12 protein-coding genes and 2 pseudogenes are annotated in these 17438 nt (G+C 61.5%); 10 read left to right on the top strand and 4 right to left on the bottom strand.

The genetic code is table 11. The features are described from left to right. Positions 1-46 precede the first annotated feature (46 nt). The 4 genes and pseudogenes from E1J61_RS04325 to E1J61_RS04310 form a co-directional block, all read left to right on the top strand. Positions 47-343 (top strand): annotated as a pseudogene (locus E1J61_RS04325) (IS4 family transposase); the annotation flags it as partial. 199 nt (positions 344-542) lie between these two features. Further along, a complete protein-coding gene (locus E1J61_RS04320) occupies positions 543-1211 on the top strand; it encodes a haloacid dehalogenase type II (RefSeq protein ID WP_133092880.1) in 669 nt (222 codons plus the stop codon). 115 nt (positions 1212-1326) lie between these two features. Then, on the top strand, positions 1327-3084 hold the full coding sequence (locus tag E1J61_RS04315) for a dihydroxy-acid dehydratase (protein ID WP_133092879.1): 1758 nt from the start codon (positions 1327-1329) through the stop codon (positions 3082-3084). Positions 3085-3094: 10 nt separating this feature from the next. Beyond that, on the top strand, positions 3095-4021 hold the full coding sequence (locus E1J61_RS04310) for a glyoxylate/hydroxypyruvate reductase A (RefSeq protein ID WP_133092878.1): 927 nt from the start codon (positions 3095-3097) through the stop codon (positions 4019-4021). A gap of 169 nt (positions 4022-4190) precedes the next feature. Here E1J61_RS04310 and E1J61_RS38625 read toward each other — a convergent pair whose 3' ends face one another. Then, positions 4191-4316: a hypothetical protein gene (locus E1J61_RS38625; protein WP_256376124.1), complete on the bottom strand. Its 126-nt coding sequence runs from the start codon at positions 4314-4316 to the stop codon at positions 4191-4193. On the opposite strand from E1J61_RS38625, the pseudogene E1J61_RS38785 reads away from it, so the two are divergent. From E1J61_RS38785 to E1J61_RS04290, 4 genes and pseudogenes are all read left to right on the top strand, one after another. Then, positions 4300-5659: pseudogene (locus tag E1J61_RS38785) on the top strand (porin). The gene E1J61_RS38625 and the pseudogene E1J61_RS38785 sit on opposite strands and share 17 nt — an antisense overlap. Positions 5660-5797: 138 nt before the next feature. Then, complete coding sequence (locus E1J61_RS04300; RefSeq protein WP_133092877.1) at positions 5798-6658, top strand: MaoC family dehydratase N-terminal domain-containing protein; 861 nt, start codon at positions 5798-5800, stop codon at positions 6656-6658. A gap of 22 nt (positions 6659-6680) precedes the next feature. Then, positions 6681-7871 (top strand): CaiB/BaiF CoA-transferase family protein, encoded by a 1191-nt coding sequence (locus E1J61_RS04295; protein ID WP_133092876.1) that lies wholly within the window; start codon positions 6681-6683, stop codon positions 7869-7871. 47 nt (positions 7872-7918) lie between these two features. Next, a complete protein-coding gene (locus E1J61_RS04290; protein WP_133092875.1) occupies positions 7919-9265 on the top strand; it encodes an adenylosuccinate lyase family protein in 1347 nt (448 codons plus the stop codon). A gap of 54 nt (positions 9266-9319) precedes the next feature. Here E1J61_RS04290 and E1J61_RS04285 read toward each other — a convergent pair whose 3' ends face one another. Continuing rightward, positions 9320-10249, bottom strand: a complete 930-nt coding sequence (locus E1J61_RS04285) for a LysR family transcriptional regulator (RefSeq protein WP_133092874.1) — start codon at positions 10247-10249, stop codon at positions 9320-9322. A gap of 145 nt (positions 10250-10394) precedes the next feature. Between E1J61_RS04285 and E1J61_RS04280 the strand changes: the two genes are divergently transcribed. Together E1J61_RS04280 and E1J61_RS04275 are read left to right on the top strand one after the other, a co-directional pair. Then, positions 10395-11366 (top strand): tripartite tricarboxylate transporter substrate binding protein, encoded by a 972-nt coding sequence (locus E1J61_RS04280; protein WP_133092873.1) that lies wholly within the window; start codon positions 10395-10397, stop codon positions 11364-11366. 1 nt (position 11367) lies between these two features. Continuing rightward, the gene (locus tag E1J61_RS04275) at positions 11368-13407 is read left to right on the top strand and encodes a 4-oxalomesaconate tautomerase (protein ID WP_133092872.1); all 2040 of its coding nucleotides are present in this window, start codon (positions 11368-11370) and stop codon (positions 13405-13407) included. 401 nt (positions 13408-13808) lie between these two features. Here the strand turns inward: E1J61_RS04275 and E1J61_RS04270 are convergent, their stop codons facing one another. Together E1J61_RS04270 and E1J61_RS04265 are read right to left on the bottom strand one after the other, a co-directional pair. Then, on the bottom strand, positions 13809-15317 hold the full coding sequence (locus tag E1J61_RS04270; protein WP_133092871.1) for an efflux transporter outer membrane subunit: 1509 nt from the start codon (positions 15315-15317) through the stop codon (positions 13809-13811). A gap of 14 nt (positions 15318-15331) precedes the next feature. Next, positions 15332-17434, bottom strand: coding sequence for an FUSC family protein (locus E1J61_RS04265; protein ID WP_133092870.1), 2103 nt, complete (start codon positions 17432-17434; stop codon positions 15332-15334). Between the last annotated feature and the right edge of the window lie 4 nt (positions 17435-17438).

Below are 17438 nucleotides of genomic sequence, written 5' to 3'. Positions count from 1 at the left end.
ATCCCGGCCAGCCTCAGCCACCGGGCACCAATCCGCTCAGATGAAGGGCGAGAAGCTGTGGCAACGCACCATCAGCGAGTCCATTTGCGAGATCGCTTTCACGATCGGATCGCGCCATGGCATCAAAACCCGCACCGTGCGTCAGAAACTCTGGGTGCAACGGGTTGACCTGCCAGCAGGTAAGGGCAAGACGGTCGCGGCGACGAGCATCATCGCCCGTGAATTTGATGCACCTGCCGGCGTCAAGCCAATCGAGTGGCGCGGCCTGACAAGTCGCAGCGAAGCCAGCCTGGATGATGCGATTGAGCTTATTGACTGGTACCGCACGAGCCGTCGACGATGGGGACAATTGCGTATAGCCGCATGAGCTAGAGGGCTAGAGGGCGTTCCGCAGAGTCTGCTGAGGGGGGCTCGAATAATTGTGTCTTTGTATCGAGTGGCTCGAACTTTCAACGTCATATGCTGGTTTCACCGTGCTGTAATGAAGTCGTGGTGCTGCGACGGATCACCGCTCTTATCAACGAACTTTCAGGACTGCCCAAATGAGCTTCATGCGCCCTAAATACATCACCTTCGACTGCTACGGCACGCTGACCAACTTCCAGATGGGTCCGCTGACCCGCGAGCTGTTCGCCGATCGCGTTGCCCCTGAGCAGATGGACCAGTTCGTCAAGGATTTCACTGCTTATCGCCTGGATCAGGTGACGGGTGACTGGCGTCCTTATGACGAGATCCTCGATACCGCCATCTCCCGCGTGTGCAAGCGCTGGGGCGTGGAATACCGCGGCGAAGGACAGCTTTACTACAACGCCGTGCCGACCTGGGGCCCGCATCCCGACGTGACGGCCGGCCTGGCGAAGATCGCCGACAAGATCCCGCTGGTGATCTTCTCTAACGCGATGGACGCACAGATCATGTCCAACGTCGACAAGCTGGGCGTGCCTTTCCACAAGGTATTCACTGCCCAACAGGCCCAGGCCTACAAGCCGCGCCTGCAGGCCTTCGAATACATGCTCGACCACCTCGGTTGCGGTCCGGAAGACGTGCTGCACGTTTCTTCGAGCTTCCGCTACGACCTGATGCCGGCTGAAGACATGAAGATCAAGAACAAGGCCTTCGTCGCCCGTGGTCATGAACAGCCGGGTAACGCTTGCTACAACTACCGCCAGATCGCCGATATCGGCGGGCTGGCCGGTCTGGTCGGCCTCTGACCAGCAATCGTCGCACCGCCTCGGCAAGAGGCGGTGCGACGTTGTGCCGTATCCCCGGCATGCGGTAACTCTGCCTTATCGAATTTTCCCGAACATAGGTCCACAAGGTGATCGCATGAGCGATAACGAAACTAAGAATGGTCGGCCGCTGCGCAGCGCGCGCTGGTTTCGCAAGGATGATCTGCCTGGCTTCGTGCATCGCTCGACCTTGTCGACCGCCGGCTGGAGCCGCGAAGACCTGATGGAGCGCCCCGTCGTGGGCATTCTCAATACCTGGTCCGATATCAACCCGTGCAATCTCAATCTACGCACCCTTGCCGAAGAAGTAAGAGTCGGGATTCTCGAGGCAGGCGGTATCCCGTTCGAGGTGCCGTTGATGTCGATCAGCGAGAACATCATCAAGCCGACCTCCTTCCCGTTTCGCAACCTCCTGGCGATGGAAGCCGAGGAGACCATTCGCGGCTATCCCTTCGATGCGGTGGTGCTGCTCGGCGGATGTGACAAGACGCAGCCGGCACTCCTGATGGGGGCTGCCAGCGCTGGCGTTCCGTTCATATTCCTTGCCAGCGGGCCGGCCACGCCCCGCTCGGCGACTGGCGGAAATCTGGCGAACGCTACCGGTGTCTGGCGTCTGGTCGACCAACTGCGTGCAGGAGAACTCTCGGAAGGCGATTTTGCCGCGTTCGAGCGAAGTGTGATGGGGACGGCCGGCCACTGTGCAGAAATGGGTACCGCTTCTTCGATGGCGGTCATCTGCGAGGCCCTGGGTGTGTCGCTGCCCGGTAGCAGCCTGGTGCCGGCGGTCGACCGGCGTCGTCATCAGCTCGCCCGCGAGGTGGGGCGTCGTAGCGTGCGCATGGCCGCCGATGGCAGCCCCCGCCCGAGCGAGGTTCTCGATGCGAGAGCCTTTGCCAATGCCATTACCCTGCTGTGCGCGGTGGGTGGGTCGACCAACGTCATCATCCACCTGCTAGCGCTCGCCGGCCGCGTCGGCGTACCGCTGACTCTGGAGCGCTTCGACGAGATCGCCAGGCGCGTGCCTCTGATCGCCAACGTCCAGCCCGCCGGTGAACACCTGACTGAGCGACTGATGGCCGCGGGCGGCGTACCGGCCCTGCTCAAGACCCTCGGGCCCTTGCTGCATCTCGATGCGCGCACCGTCGACGGCCGCACGGTCGGCGAGATTCTCGAGACGGCGGAAGTCTTCGATAGCGATGTGATCCGCCCGCTGGACAAACCGGTCAAGCCTGGCGAGACGATGGTCGTGGTCAAAGGCAACCTGGCGCCGGACGGTGCGGTGATGAAGACCTGTGCGGCGAATCCCAAGCTGTTCCGCCATCGCGGCCCGGCGGTGGTGTTCGAAGACGTACAGACGATCGCCGACCAGATCGATAACCCTGAACTCGGCATCGACGAGAACAGCGTGCTCATTCTGCGCAATGCCGGGCCCGTGGGCGCGGCGATGCCGGAGTGGGGCATGCTGCCTCTGCCGCGCCATCTGATGGAGCGCGGCGTGCGCGACATGCTACGGATCTCGGATGCACGAATGAGCGGTACCGCCTATGGTGCCGCTGTGCTGCATGTTTCTCCCGAGGCTGCGATCGGTGGTCCGCTGGCTCTAGTGCGTGACGGCGACATCATCGAGCTCGACGTCGCCGCGCGGCGACTGGAACTCTGCGTCGAACCGGATGAACTCGAACGTCGGCGCCAAGCCTGGCAGGCGCCGCCGTCCCAGCACGTGCGTGGCTACCGCAATCTATATAACCAACACATCGAGCAGGCTCATCTGGGCTGCGACTTCGATTTTCTCCGTGGCGCCAACAAGGACACCCTTCCCGAGGGGCTGTTCGATGGCTGGGTAGGAGGCTGGTAGGACCTTTGGTATGAGTATTCTTTATCGATCAGATGCCCCTCGCGCTGCAGCTTGGGCGCGCTACTTCGCCGAGCACGCACCCGACCTCGACTTTCGTGTCTGGCCCGATGCCGGCGACCTCGCCGAGGTCGAATACCTGATCGCCTGGCAGGCACCGGCGGAGTTCATCGCCAAGCTGCCTCGGCTGAAGGTGTTCTTCTCCTCCGGAGCCGGTGTCGATCATGTCGATTTTTCCGCGTTGTCCGAGCACGTTCCCATTGTCAGGATGGTCGAGCCAGGGATCACCAACGGCATGGTGGAATATGTCAGCCTGGCCGTTCTGGCTCTGCATCGCGACTTCTTCGACTACGTGGCGGCGAAGGCGGCGCGCGTCTGGGATCCGTTGGAGGTACCGCCTGCCTCGGCCCTCACGATCGGCGTGATGGGCATGGGCGCGTTGGGGTGTGCCGTGCTGGAGCGCCTGGCGAGCTACGGCTTCAACCTGCGCGGATGGAACCGCTCCCCGCGTGAGATCGAGGGCGTGGAGAGTTTCGCCGGCCCGGATCAGTTGCAACCCTTTCTCGCAGGGTGCGACGTGCTGATCTGCCTGTTGCCGCTCGCGCCGGCCACCAGGGGCATCCTGAACCGCGAACTGTTTTCGCTGCTGCCTGCCGGTGCGGCGCTGATCAATGTCGGGCGCGGTCCGCATCTGGTCGATGCGAATCTGCTCGAGGCGTTGGATTCGGGACGGCTATCGCGCGCGATTCTCGACGTGACCGAGCCTGAGCCTCTGCCTGCGGAGCATCCATTCTGGGCCCATCCGCGGGTATTCCTGACGCCCCATGTGGCGAGCATGACCCAGCCCGAATCGGCTGCGCCGATCCTGCTGGAGAACGTTCGTCGACATCAGCGGGGTGAGCCGCTCGCGGACGTTATCGACCGCTGTCGCGGCTATTGAGGTTAGCGGCCCTTGCATGGGTCCAACATAGCGGCCAAGGCTGCCCCTGCTGGTGGGAAAGCCCCCATTGCTGCCGCTGCGGCGATAGCCGTTGGCGAGCAGGGCGACGTGACGAATGTCGGCACCGGCTATGTCTGCTGGACTGGGGCTGGTGCGAGAGGGCGCTCGGTCAGTGCTTGCTGGCAATGCACCCGGGCGAGGAGGCTTCTGTGACGCCGGTGACAGCAGGATCTGGATACCGGCCCGCCAGTTGAAGGCCGGCGGTTCCGCCGCCGGCAATGACGATCGTCTTCATTCCATCCGTCTCTATGCGTTGGTGGGAGCTCGACGGCTGGGCCAGTGCGCCTTGCCCCCAGCTCTTGCGCGCATTTCAGTCAATTCATGGCGGTAACTCCTCACTCTACGTGGCAACAATCCCTCCTGTTTTGATGCGAGCAATGCATCAATTCATCGAAACATTGCAATTCCCCTCTGCGAGTTGTCTCTGCAAACTGGCGTCAATTCGCCTTTCCCGTTCGCGGGGGCAGGGGAAGGTGACGACAAATAGACCGAAATGGGGAGATAGGATGGGCATCGAGCAAGAACGGAAAAGTCGGTCAAATGGGAAGTTGGCGGCCGGGGCGGTCCTTGGGATTGCAATCACCACTACTGTGCAAGCACAGACTTCGTCCGGAGTAAGCCTGTACGGCATCATCGATACCACTCTTCGCTACTCAAGCAATAACGCGGGCGACAATAAGTTGGCTGCATTGACCGACGGCTATTTCAACGGTTCGCGTTGGGGCATGCGGGGCAACGAGGCGCTCGGAGGCGGATTGTCCGCCATCTTCAATTTGGAGAGTGGCTTTGATCCCTCGACTGGCGTATCGCAGCAAGGCACCGCAACGGCAAACTATGGACAGCAGAGCACCGGCGGTCAGGGGCGTTTGTTTGGAAGGCAGGCATGGGTCGGATTGAACCACGAGCGCTTCGGTAGGCTGACGTTCGGCCGGCAATTCACCACGGGCTACGATGCGACCTCCCGCTTTCAGCCTAACGGTCACCCCAATCTGGACGCAGTCACCATCTTTAACGGCTATACGGGACCGCGCCAAGACAATATGGCGAAATACTTCGGACAATGGGGAGGGCTATCTGCGGGAGCGTATTACACCTTTGGCGAGGTGTCGGGTCATATGAAGCCGAGCTCTAGTTACGGCGCAACTCTTGGCTATAAGCAGGGACCGGTGGACGTCGGTGGTTTCTGGCAGCAGGCCAATGCCCTAACCACGCCCGAGTCGAGAAAAGTCTGGGGCGTGGGTGGCAACTATCAATGGGGGAGTCAAGCTAACTTTCGGCTATCTCAACAATCGATTCGATGTGAGCCCGACGCGAAACGATGTATTCAGTGGCGGCTTCGCTGTGGCGGCTACCTCTGCTCTCACGCTATCCGTTGCGTCGCACTACGACCGCCAGCGCAATGCCTCCGGCAGCCGCATCATGGTGACCGGCGTCGCGGACTACAACCTTTCAAAGCGCACCGACATTTACGCCGAAATTGATTTCAATCGCATCAACGGTGCCTATGCGCTGCCCACCTTCATGGGAGTGAAAGGCAGCAAAGTCGGCGGTGGCATCGGCTTGCGACATCGCTTCTAGAGCGCTCCATTGTTCTGCCAGGCGGCTAACTGGTGCGCCGGCGATTCAATGTGCCCAACTATTCTTCGAATTGATCTAACTCCGCTGGTCCCGCGCGTGAACGGGCATTCGGGCTAGCACAAATGCAAGGAGCCAGCAGTGGACGAACAGGCAGTTGACCCCAGGACGTGGATCGGACGCAGCGAGCAGTGGGAGGACACAGTCACTGCCGCGCCGATCGCAGCGCTGCGTGCGACGCTGGATTACCCCGCAGCAGCGCAGACAGCAGGCACTCCATTGCCGCCACTGTGGCATTGGCTGTATTTCTTACCCATGCATCGTCAAAGCGAAATTGGGCACGATGGCCATGCCAAGCGCGGCGGATTTCTACCCCCTGTGCCATTGCCACGCCGCATGTGGGCAGGCGGCCAATTCGAGTTTCGCCATCCACTTCGGGTGGGCGACAAGATCCAGCGCACCTCCATCATCGACGATGTTACAAGCAAGGAGGGGCGGACCGGGAAGTTAGTATTTGTAAAAGTGCGTCACGAGATCCGCGTGATCGGTACTGCGGAACCGGCGTTAGTGGAGTTTCACGACATCGTTTACCGAGAGGCACAGCAGTCTGGCGAGGCACCTGTCATGCCCCAGGCGGCGCCCGCGGAAGCGGCTTGGCAGCGCCAAATTGTTCCGGACGACGTCTTGCTGTTCCGCTATTCGGCCCTGACTTTCAATGGGCATCGCATCCACTATGACCGCCGCTACGTGACAGAGGTCGAAGGCTACCCCGGCTTGATTGTCCACGGCCCGCTGATTGCTACGTTGCTACTGGATCTGCTGCAGCGTGAATTGCCCCAGGCCGAGGTCGCCAGCTTTCGATTCCGTGCGGTGCGCCCGACCTTCGACCTGCATCCCTTCCGGGTCAGCGGTCAACCGCAGTCTGACGGCAAAACAGTTCGCTTGTGGGCATCGGACCACGAGGGCTGGCTGACCATGGACGCCACGGCAGTCCTTCGCTGATTTCGCTTTACGGAAGATCCTGATGCAACCCCTCAAAGACATCACGGTTGTCACATTTGAACACGCGATTGCGGCGCCTTTTGCCACGCGGCAGCTTGCCGATCTGGGTGCACGAGTTATTAAGATCGAGCGGCCTGGGGTCGGCGATTTCGCCCGTGGTTATGATGAGCGGGTCCGTGGCCTGGCCTCGCATTTCGTCTGGACAAACCGCTCGAAGGAAAGCCTGACGCTCGATGTCAAGCACCCGGCCGCGGCTGGCGTATTACAGCGTTTGATTGAGGAAAAGGCGGACGTGGTGGTTCAGAACCTCGCACCAGGCGCCGCAGCACGGCTTGGTCTCGGCTACGAAACGCTTTCCGCCGTCAAGCCCCAAATCATTGTGTGTGATATTTCGGGCTATGGCGACAACCCGGAGAATCCCGGACCATACCGCGACAAGAAGGCCTATGACCTTCTCGTTCAGAGCGAAGCCGGATTTCTGTCCGTGACGGGGACGCCTGACGTGCCTTGCAAGGCTGGGCCTTCCATTGCCGATATTGCCGCCGGCATGTATGCCTACACAAACATTCTGGCCGCTCTGTTACAACGCAATCAGACGGGCCGAGGGCAACGTATTGACATCTCCATGCTAGAGGCGCTGGCGGAATGGAATAGTTACCCTCTCTACTACGCGTTTGACGGGGCACAGCCGCCGCAGCGCACGGGCGCAAGCCACGCCACTATCTACCCCTATGGACCGTTTCCGGCTGGCGATGGGGCGACAGTAATGTTGGGGTTGCAGAACGAGCGGGAATGGGCAAGCTTCTGCAACACGGTGCTCCAGCGGCCCGAACTGATCGAAGATCCTCGCTTTAGCTCAAACTCCAGACGCGTGGCCGAGCGCACTGCTCTGAGGCAGATCATCGTAGATGCCTTTTTGCCTCTAAGCGGTGCTCAAGTGGTGCAGCGACTGGAGTTAGCCCAGATCGCTAATGCCAGCGTCAATGACATGCAGGGGGTGTGGGAGCATGCTCAACTCAAGGCGCGCGGCCGCTGGACTGAAGTCGACTCGCCCAAGGGCATGCTGCCCGCTCTCTTGCCCCCGGGGACCTGGAACGAAGGGCCGCGTATGGATCCGATACCGGCACTTGGTCAGCACACCGACACAATTCTCGCGGAGCTTGGATATGCCTCCGACGAAATCGCCGTGATGCGCGCTGATAGCGTTGTGTAACGCCTGGCCTAGCGCACCATACATGTGACCTAACGGAGACGTAACCTATGGCTTCCACCATCATTGATTCCCGCATTTTTGGCGACATGTTTAGCGACGCGCGCATGCGCGAAGTGTGGTCCGATGAAAACCGCACGGCTAAATACCTGGACATCGAGCGCGCGTTGGCAAAAGTGCAAGGTGAGCTTGGCATCATCCCGCAGGAAGCGGCCGACGAGATCGTCAAGAATTGCGAACTTTCCAAAATTGACTGGGTTAAGCTCAAGGCAAAGACCGAACAGATCGGATATCCGATTATCGCGGTGGTCAACCAGATCAACGCGAACTGCCGAGATGGGCTTGGCGAATTCTGCCATTGGGGCGCCACCACCCAGGACATTACCGACACAGCGGCGGTGTTGCAGATGCGCGAGGGCCTGGCACTGATCGAGTCGGACCTCGAGGACATCGCTGACGCGCTTGCAACGCTGGCGAAGCAGTACCGCGACACGCCTGTGATCGGTCGGTCCAACCTGCAGCAAGCCACCCCTATTACGTTCGGCTACAAGATGGCCAGCATCCTTGCCGGCATCGAGCGCCACCGCGAGCGGCTGCAGCAGTTGAAGCCGCGAGTGCTGATGGGTGAGTTCGGCGGCGCATCCGGTACGCTTTCCTCGTTGCAGACGGGAGCCATGGAAACCCAGGCTGCGTTGATGAAGGAACTTGGGCTGGCGCAGCCACTGATCTCCTGGCACACGGTGCGCGATACGATTGCCGAAGTGGGCGCGTTTCTCGGACTCGTCGGCGGCTCGCTCGGCAAGATCGCCATGGACGTGAAGCTCATGATGCAGACCGAAGTTGCCGAGGTGTTCGAACCCTTTGCGCCGGGGCGCGGCTCTTCATCAACCATGCCGCAGAAGCGCAACCCGATTTCGTGCCTGTACATCCACGCCAACATCTCGGTTGCACGGCAGCACGCGGCGGCCCTGATGGATGCGATGGTGGCTGACCACGAGCGTTCAACAGGCCCGTGGGAGATCGAATGGGTATCCCTACCGGAGATCTTTTGCCTGATTTCCGGTGCCCTGAAGCAGGCGAAGTTCGTGTTGCAGGGCTTGGAAGTGGACGCGGCTCGCATGCGCGCGAATATCGACATGACAAACGGGCTGGTTATGTCTGAGGCGGTGATGATGGGCCTGGGACCATATATTGGGCGCGAATACGCGCACGATCTGGTCTATGACCTTTGCCGCGAGGCCATTGCCAACAACCGACCGTTGATCGACATCCTCGCGGCACATCCGGAAGTAAGCAGCCACGTGTCACGCGCACAACTCGAGGCCATGTGCGATCCACGCAACAATGTTGGCCAAGCCGGCGTAATGGTCGACAGGGTACTGGCTAGCCGGCGCTAACACGCACTGCCAAGACGAGCATGCCGGCCTGCCGGCATGCCGCTGGCCAAAATACTATTTGCCACGCCGTTTGCCGGCGGGCGCGCCACGTCTTGGTCGTGTTTCGCAAAGGAAGTCGTAGAGCTGCTGCGCGGCAGGTGTTAAGGATCGGCTCTTGCGGCGTATTAACCCAATTTTGCGCGTCACGACCGGGTCGGTTAGTGGAACACTAACTAGAAGCGGATGGTCTGGACCTGGCATGGCGATCGATGGCACCGCTGCGATGCCAAGGCCGGCTTCGACCAGGCCCAAGGTCGTGGTGACGTGCTGTGTCTCATAGATACTCTGCGGCAATCCTGACACGTTGGATAGCGCCTGATCGAGGAGCAGCCGGTTGCCGGAAGCTTTGCTGACCGAAATGTAGTCGTAGCCGGCGAGGTCTGCCCAGGTCACTTGCCGTCGCTGCGCCAGTGGATGATCGCGACGACAGGCCGCAACGAAGCGTTCTTCCAGCAAGGGCCTGAATTCAATGTCCGGCTCTTGGCCTCCCACGAAATCGATGCCGAAATCTGCTTCACTGCGCGACACCGCTGACAGCACCTCGTTCGCGCTGGCATCCAGAATCTTTACCCGAATCTTCGGATACTGCGCATGGTAGCGCGAGATGACTTGCGGCAAGAAGTAATAGACCGTCGACGGTACGCAAGCAATAGTCACTTCCCCCATCCGCGTCGTCGTCACTCCGCGTATGCCGAGCAGTGCCTGATCCAGTTCGTCAAGTATCTCCTTTACCTTACGGTCGAAATCCCGGCCGACGGTCGTCAGGCTCACCCGGCGGGTAGTGCGGTCGAGCAAGCGCACTCCCAATGCCTCTTCAAGCTTGTCTATGCGGCGGCTAAAGGCCGGCTGCGAGACGTTCAGGGAGTTAGCCGCCTTGCGGAAGCTATTCAGTTCGGCAACGGCGCGAAATGCCTGCAAATCATTGAGGTTGAAGTTGATGGTCATTGCACTTTCCCGAGCGTCATCACTGATGCCCATTGTGCATCAATTGATCCTAAAAATTCAATTCTCTAAATGACGGGGAACTACGAACATACCGAGGCGGCTCCACTAGGCCGACCATTAAAACCACATCATATGGAGCAGACAGATGCAATCATCCAAGCGATTTTTGCTGTGCAGCATTGCGATCGCGGCAGCACTTGGGAGCGCCAGCTCCTTCGGGGCGTTCCCTGAAAAGAGAATTTCGCTGGTAGTGCCCACTGCAGCGGGAGGCGCTAATGACGCCATGGCGCGGGTAGTTGGCCAAGCAATGTCGACGATCCTCAAGCAGACAATCGTGGTCGACAACAAAGCGGGGGCGAACGGCGCGATTGCCAGTGAGTTTGTCATGCGTGCCCCACCGGACGGCTACACGTTGCTACTCGGCTACGTGGCGACACATGCCATGAATCCTGCTCTGCAGAAGCTTCGGTACGATCCCGTTAAGGATTTTGTACCGGTCGGCATGGTTGGTTCTTCGGCAACAGTGATGGTCGTCAATCCGAACCTGAAGGCCAACGATGCCAAGGGAGTCGTGACGCTACTCAAAGCAACGCCAGGAAAGATCAGTTACGCCTCGGCGGGCAATGGAACGGCTCCGCATTTTGCCGCGGAAATGTTCAAACTCTCGACCGGCACCGAGATGCTTCATGTGCCGTATAAGGGATCAGCTCCGGCGATTAATGACACAGTTGCCGGGCAGACGCAAGTGATGTTTCCGAGTCTTTTCACCGCATTGCCCCAGTTGAAGAACGGCAAGCTGAAGGCGGTCGGGATTGCAGGCAGCAAGCGCTCTTCGCTGATGCCAGAGTTGCCCACGCTGAAGGAACAAGGGATCAATGACGTCGATGTCTCCCAGTGGTACGCCATCTTCGCACCCGCGAACACGCCAGCACCCGTCGTAGAGGCACTGAACAAGGCATTAAACCAGGCGTTAAAGGACAAGACTGTTGTCCAGCGTTTGGAGGGACAGGGCGCAGAGGTTACGGCCATGTCCACGGCCCAGATGCGAACATTTATTCAGGAGGAACAGGTCAAGTGGAAGAAAGTAGTGCAGGCGGCAAAACTGAAGGCGGACTGAGATGAGCAAGACGATTCCTTGCGTGCTGATGCGAGCCGGCACCTCGCGCGGACCGTTCTTTCTGCGAGAGTGGCTGCCGGAAAGCGTAGAGGCTCGTGACCAGGCGTTGATCGGTGCCATCGGTGCCTCCGACCCGCTTCAACTGGACGGGGTGGGCGGCGGTAGCACGCTGAACAGCAAGGTGGCGATTGTTTCGCGATCCACGCAACCCGGCTGTGACCTTGACTACCTGTTCGTACAGGTAGGAGTGGGCAACTCCTCGGTGGACACCCGGCCGAACTGCGGCAATATGCTTTCCGGAGTCGCCCCCTTTGCGATCGAGCAAGGACTGGTTGCCGCCCAACTCGGCTCAACCCGCGTGCGCGTTCACAACGTCAATACGGGGTCACGTATCGATGTGACGGTCCGCACGCCTGACGGTCGGGTCACCTATGACGGCGACACTCGAATCGATGGCGTTGCGGGGACTGGTTCACCCATCCTGCTCGATTTCGTCGATGCGTGGGGCGCAGTGACCGGAAAGGTCTTTCCGACGGGCAGCCGCGTTGATCTGATTGACGGCGTCGAAGTGACTTGTATCGATGCGGCGATGCCATTGATGCTCGTCCGGGCACGCGACCTCGGTGTCAGTGGACGCGAGGCGCCGGCCACGCTCGACAATGACCCGACACTGCTTGCGCGTCTGGAAGCGCTGCGCTTGCAGGCTGGGGAATTGATGGGCCTGGGCGATGTCTCGGACAGCGTTATTCCAAAGCCAGTCCTGGTCAGTCCTGGCGATTCACCGGACAGTATTACGTCGCGCTACTTTACGCCTCGCAAATGTCATGCGTCGCATGCCGTCACCGGCGCCATCGGCGTTGCCAGCGCATTCGCGCTACCGGGGACGGTTGCTAGCCAATTGACCCGATTGCCCGGCCGCCACGCACTTGTCGTCTTGCACCCAGCGGGACGGATCGAAGTGGAGGTGGAATTGGAGGGGGAGGGCGCTGCGGCTACTGTAACAAGAGCGGCCCTCGTTCGAACGGCACGCAAGATCATAGAAGGCCAGCTCCATCTGCCCGATTATGTCTTCTCGCGGCCGGAAGGCAGCCGAGTAAAGCAGGCTTCGTCTCGGCATTCACTGCGGATCATCGTACCTACCCGTGCCGGGGGTGGCAACGATCTTGTGGCGCACCTTATTGGCCCCAGGCTTGGACGACTGCTGGGACATGATGTCATCATCGATAACCGTCCCGGTGCCAACGGCGGCATTGCCTGCGAGTTCGTGGCGCGGGCAGAACCCGATGGTCAGACGCTCTTGCTCGGCTATATTGGAACTCATTCGATGAATCCGGCCCTGCAACCCGTCGGGTACGATCCGGTTTCCTCTTTTTCTCCGGTCGGGCTTATAGGATCGTCCCCAATATTGTTGGTGGCGAATCCAATGCAAACGCCGCTTGATCTGGGTACGCTGGTCGCCCACATGAAGCGCGAGCCTGGAAGGTTTCGCTACGCGTCCGCAGGGGACGGTACACCGCCGCACTTTGCCGCAGAGCTTTTCCAACTGGCCACTGGTACTTCGATGCGCAGTACTACCTTCGAAGGCGCTGCGCCAGCCATCGCGTCGACCATTGACGGACGGACACAGGTTATGTTTGCCAGCCTGCTGACAGCATATCGGCCAGTGGGTGCCGGTCAGTTGCGAGCCCTGGCAGTCGCCGGACCAAAACGCCTGCCAGTGCTGCCAGAAGTACCGACGCTTGCGGAGTTGGGCGTTAGGGGCATGGAATTGACTCAGTGGTATGGTCTGTTTGCCCCCGCGGGAACCGCTGCCGCGATGGTGGAACAGCTCAATGGCGCCTTGGCCGAAGTCCTACGGGATCCAGAGGTCAAAGCGGGCTTCGAGAGTTACGGCGCAGCCCCCGAGCCGGGCGGTCCTGAACTGCTCGCAAGACGGGTGGAGACTGAACTGGAGCGCTGGCAGCGCATTGTTAAGGTGTCAGGTCTTGCGCCGTCGTCGATCGACGGTGACCCAGTGCAACAGTTTCTGGAGCCTTGCTAAAACCAAACTGCCGCGCAAGGGTGGAGGTTGGCAGCCGATGTGGTGCTTGAAACCGGGCACGCTCGATTGTTGGGTTTCGCCTGCCTGCGAGAGCGGAGATATTGTGGGGAAACAGAGCCAGTTATGGACGGCAGCCAGTGGCTTGCACGGATGATGAGCTTCAATAACAGTTTGAAACGTTGAAATCGACCTCCTGAAAATGCAATTAATCGCCAAAATTGCTTGCCACCCTCTATGCGGCTAGCAGAAGGGGGCGCGCCCGCCAACGCACTCGTCGCCGCTGCGGTCCTACCGCTGCCGCGTGGAGCGCGAGGCTGCCTTCGATATCCAGCGCAGGCCGTGGGAGGGCTTTCGCCCGTTCCGCGTGATCGCACTGCACAAGGAAGCGGTCGTGCCGGTTGTCAGTCAGGCTTCGCCTCGCGATCTTTGCCCTCACCCTGCGCAATGTAGCCGCCTCCCAGCACCGTCGACAGCGTGACTGCCGCCTGGAGATGCCGGCTGCGGATCTCGACGGCCTGGCTTTGCTCCATCAGTACTGGCAGCATGGCCTCTCGCGCGGTGGCCTTGTCGAGCAGGCCCTGCCGATATTGGGCGGCGGCGCTGTCGGAGGCAAAGACCGCTGCCTTCAGCTTGCCTGCCTGCAATGTCTGCTGGTGGTCCAGGCTGTCCAGTTCAAGGCCGGCCTGTGCGACTTCACGCACGGCATTCAATACCGACTCGTTGTACTGGGCGATCAGCAGATTGCTCTGGGAGCGCGTCGCAGCGAGGTTGGCATTTAGCCGTCCGCTGTCGAAGATCGGCAGACTCAGTCCTGGGATCAGGTTGACCTGGCGGCTCGCTTTGCGCAGCAGATCGGACATGTGCAGCGAGTCCAGCCCGATGAACGCGCGAATATCGAAGCTCGGATAGAACGCTGCCCTCGCCGCGTCGATCTGATCCATCGACGACTGCACGTACCAGCGCATCGCCTGCAGGTCCGGCCGGCGGGCGAGCAGTTCATAGCCAAGCGAGGCCGGCACGCCAGCGGCGCCGTCCGGCAGCGGCCGTTGCGTGATCGCGGGCAAGCCGTCCGGCCCGGCGCCCGTCAACTGTCGCAGCATTTCATGCAGCGTGCGAATGCGCGTCTGCGCGGAGTCGATCTGCTGGTCGAGTTGGAGACGCTGGGCCTCGGCGCCTGCCACCTGTGTGCGAGCCACCAGGCCGCGCGTGGTGCGGGCCTGGCTGGCCTCCAGCTGTTCCTGCCGGATGTCCCGTGCCTTCACCAGCAGGTCGTGCAGGGCATAGGTGGTCTGGATCTCGTAGTAGACGCGGACCACCTGCGACGACAGCACCAGAGCCGCCTGCGCAGCCTCGGCCTGGCGGGCCCGCGCTACGCCCATCGCGGCATTGACGCGAGACCGGTCTTTGCCCCAGAGGTCGACCGAGTATGTGGCACCCAGGCCGATGGTGCCTTCGGTGTACCACGGACCCGTGGTGCCCAGCGCAGGGTTGGTGTGGGCGAAAGGCCCGAGGAAGCCGTTCTCCGACACGCTCTGGCGGTTGACCGATGCGGACAGTCCGACCAGCAGCCCGGTCGATGCATCGACCAGTTTCGCCTGCGCGCGGCTGGCGTCGACACGCGCCGTGGCCACCGCCATCGTGGGCGAATCCCGCAATGCGCGATCCACCAGCGCATCGAGCTGGTCGTCGTTGCAGGCCTTCCACCATTGCGCGGACGGCCAGTCGGCCTGCGGGAGCTCGGCGTCCTGCGCCATGCGGATCTGTTCGGCGGGGATCTGTGCCGCCGGGGCCGTGTCCTCGCGAATCAGCGCGCAGCCGGCGGTGGCCAGTAGCAGCGAGATGGCTGCCGCGGTCGCGGCAAGCCGTGTGGCGAAATGATGTTGCCTTGAGCGATGCGTTGTGCGGTTCATGGTCCCCTCGTCAGTCAATGGACCGGCGCCGGCGGGCAGCGGTCGAGTTGTGCGATGCGCTCGTCGAGCACGCGCGCGGCCTGCAGGATTTCATCCAGTGATCCAGTCGATGCCGCACCGGCGCCGATGATGTCGGCAGGCAGGGCAGGGATCACGTCGGTTGCATGCCACGCCGGTTCGTCGGGATGTTCGAATTGGCCAGCGATACGTTCCAGCCGCACTGCAACGTGCTCGAGCCAGGCCCGGAACGCATCGGCAGTCGCATGCGGCAGGACCGGCCCCGCGCTTTCCACCTGGGCATGGAGCCAGTTGACCGCGAAAAGGATCTCCTGCGTTTGCGCCAGGGCCGTAGTGACTTCGGGCGTAACAGCGTCGTGCGCGTACTGCCAGCCCGGTTCCAGCGCCACGCGTGCCTGCATTTCCTTGTTCTGCGTCAGCAGCGACCAGCCGCGCAGGCGGGCCTTGTCGATGGCATCGCGCCGGGTCCGGCGGTCTGCGGCTTGCCCGGCGCGTGCCAGGTCGGCGACGCTGCGCAGCAGCCGCGCCAGCAGGCGCATGAGCGCATCGCCTTCGCGCTCAGGCCAGAGCACGGTCGAGATGGCGATCGACACCCCGACACCGATCAGGATGCCGATCATGCGGTCGCGGATCTCGGTCAGGTCCGTGGTCGGCCCGAAACGGCCAAGCTGCGACAGTGCAAAGGCAAAGACGAACTGGACACCGATGTAGTTAGTGCGCGGCGAGCCGGCGGCGATCCAGGCGCCAATGGCGATCACCGGCAGCGTCACTGCCAGCAGCCCCGTGATGGTATCGAGGTGCGGCATGATGAAGACGGCCGCCGCCAGGGCCACGACGCTGCCCAGCGCGCAGCCAACAACGCGCGTCAGTCCTTTGTGCGAGGTCGCGCCGAGGCTTGGCAGCGCAAGGATGAAGCAGGTCAGCATCGAGGTATGGATGCCGGGCCATTGGACCGCGGTATAGAACACATAGCAAAGCACGGCCCCCAGCACGGTCTTCAGCGCGAAGCGGCCATATGCCCCGTTGGTGAAGGCATCGCGGGCAATCCATCCCTCTTTGCTCTGTGGCGCGGCCGCCGGCAGCAATTCGGCTTCGCCGATTGCCTGCAGTGCATGTCCCATTTCGCGCAGCACGGTGTCGAGCGGGCCAGCAACCGGCCGGGTGCCGGCAAGGTCCGGGTCGCAAGTGAATGGCGTGTCATCGGCAAGCGACGTGCGCAACGCCCGGCAGTGCGACTGCAACGCGACGATCTGTTCGGCTTGCTCCGGCGAGAGTGCGGTCAACGGCAGCCTCGACAGGTGCGAGGCTGCGGTATGCAGGCGGTCGATGGCCGCGACGCGCGCAAGGTGATACGCACGGTCGCGCTGCCATGCCTGGTCGCCCTGGACCGCAAAGGCCAGGTGACGATGCAGCAGCAGCACGGCTCGCGCAACGGATTCCGTGCCGAGCGGCCGAGCGGCCGTATGGGTGCGGTGGGCCTCAAGTTGCGCGAGTACGTGATCGATCTGGCGGCGCATCTCCTCGGTCAGCAGGCGGGCAGGGCGGCTCGGCAGGAACAGGAAGTTGACCGTGATTGTCAGCAGGATCGGATACGTGATCGCGATCCATACCCACAGCAGCGCGCGGACCAGCGCCTCGGGACTCATGGACTGGTCGACGAAGCTCTGGAAATAAAAGACGAAGAGCGCGAGCAGGTAACCCATTGCGCCCAGCTTGCTGATGCGCATGAAATACATGCCGCAGAACGCGAGCGCGCAGGCGGCGAGAATTCGCAGCAGCGGATAGTTGACGGTGAATTTCAACAGCAGCAGGCCGGCGACCACCGCGATGGTCGTGCCGATCAGCATGACGATGCCGGACAGCCGGGTCAGCACGGTATTTTCCTGCGCGGTGAAGAACACCATGACCAGCGAGAGCGGCAGGAAAGGCACCTGCAAGGCCATCGATATCACGACGACGAGCGTGGTGCTCAGCAGGAAGCGCCATAACGCCTCCACGCGCCCGGGAAACGGCGCCAACTCGGCGCGAAGCCATGCGGGCATTACTGCCAGTACGGAGGCAAGGACCTCGCGCTGGTGATCGGCTGCTTGCATATTCATGGCA

This window comes from Cupriavidus sp. L7L, assembly GCF_004353535.1.
In the GTDB taxonomy this organism is placed as follows: Bacteria; Pseudomonadota; Gammaproteobacteria; order Burkholderiales; family Burkholderiaceae; genus Cupriavidus; species Cupriavidus oxalaticus_A.
This window is presented reverse-complemented; position numbering and strand designations above follow the sequence as displayed.

Coding starts and splice junctions, on each gene's coding strand:
- E1J61_RS04280 (WP_133092873.1), top strand. CDS start 10,395: ATGCAATCATCCAAGCGATTTTTGCTGTGCAGCATTGCGATCGCGGCA.
- E1J61_RS04320 (WP_133092880.1), top strand. CDS start 543: ATGAGCTTCATGCGCCCTAAATACATCACCTTCGACTGCTACGGCACG.
- E1J61_RS04265 (WP_133092870.1), bottom strand. CDS start 17,434: ATGAATATGCAAGCAGCCGATCACCAGCGCGAGGTCCTTGCCTCCGTA.
- E1J61_RS04315 (WP_133092879.1), top strand. CDS start 1,327: ATGAGCGATAACGAAACTAAGAATGGTCGGCCGCTGCGCAGCGCGCGC.
- E1J61_RS04285 (WP_133092874.1), bottom strand. CDS start 10,249: ATGACCATCAACTTCAACCTCAATGATTTGCAGGCATTTCGCGCCGTT.
- E1J61_RS04310 (WP_133092878.1), top strand. CDS start 3,095: ATGAGTATTCTTTATCGATCAGATGCCCCTCGCGCTGCAGCTTGGGCG.
- E1J61_RS04295 (WP_133092876.1), top strand. CDS start 6,681: ATGCAACCCCTCAAAGACATCACGGTTGTCACATTTGAACACGCGATT.
- E1J61_RS04290 (WP_133092875.1), top strand. CDS start 7,919: ATGGCTTCCACCATCATTGATTCCCGCATTTTTGGCGACATGTTTAGC.
- E1J61_RS04270 (WP_133092871.1), bottom strand. CDS start 15,317: ATGAACCGCACAACGCATCGCTCAAGGCAACATCATTTCGCCACACGG.
- E1J61_RS04275 (WP_133092872.1), top strand. CDS start 11,368: ATGAGCAAGACGATTCCTTGCGTGCTGATGCGAGCCGGCACCTCGCGC.
- E1J61_RS38625 (WP_256376124.1), bottom strand. CDS start 4,316: ATGAAGACGATCGTCATTGCCGGCGGCGGAACCGCCGGCCTTCAACTG.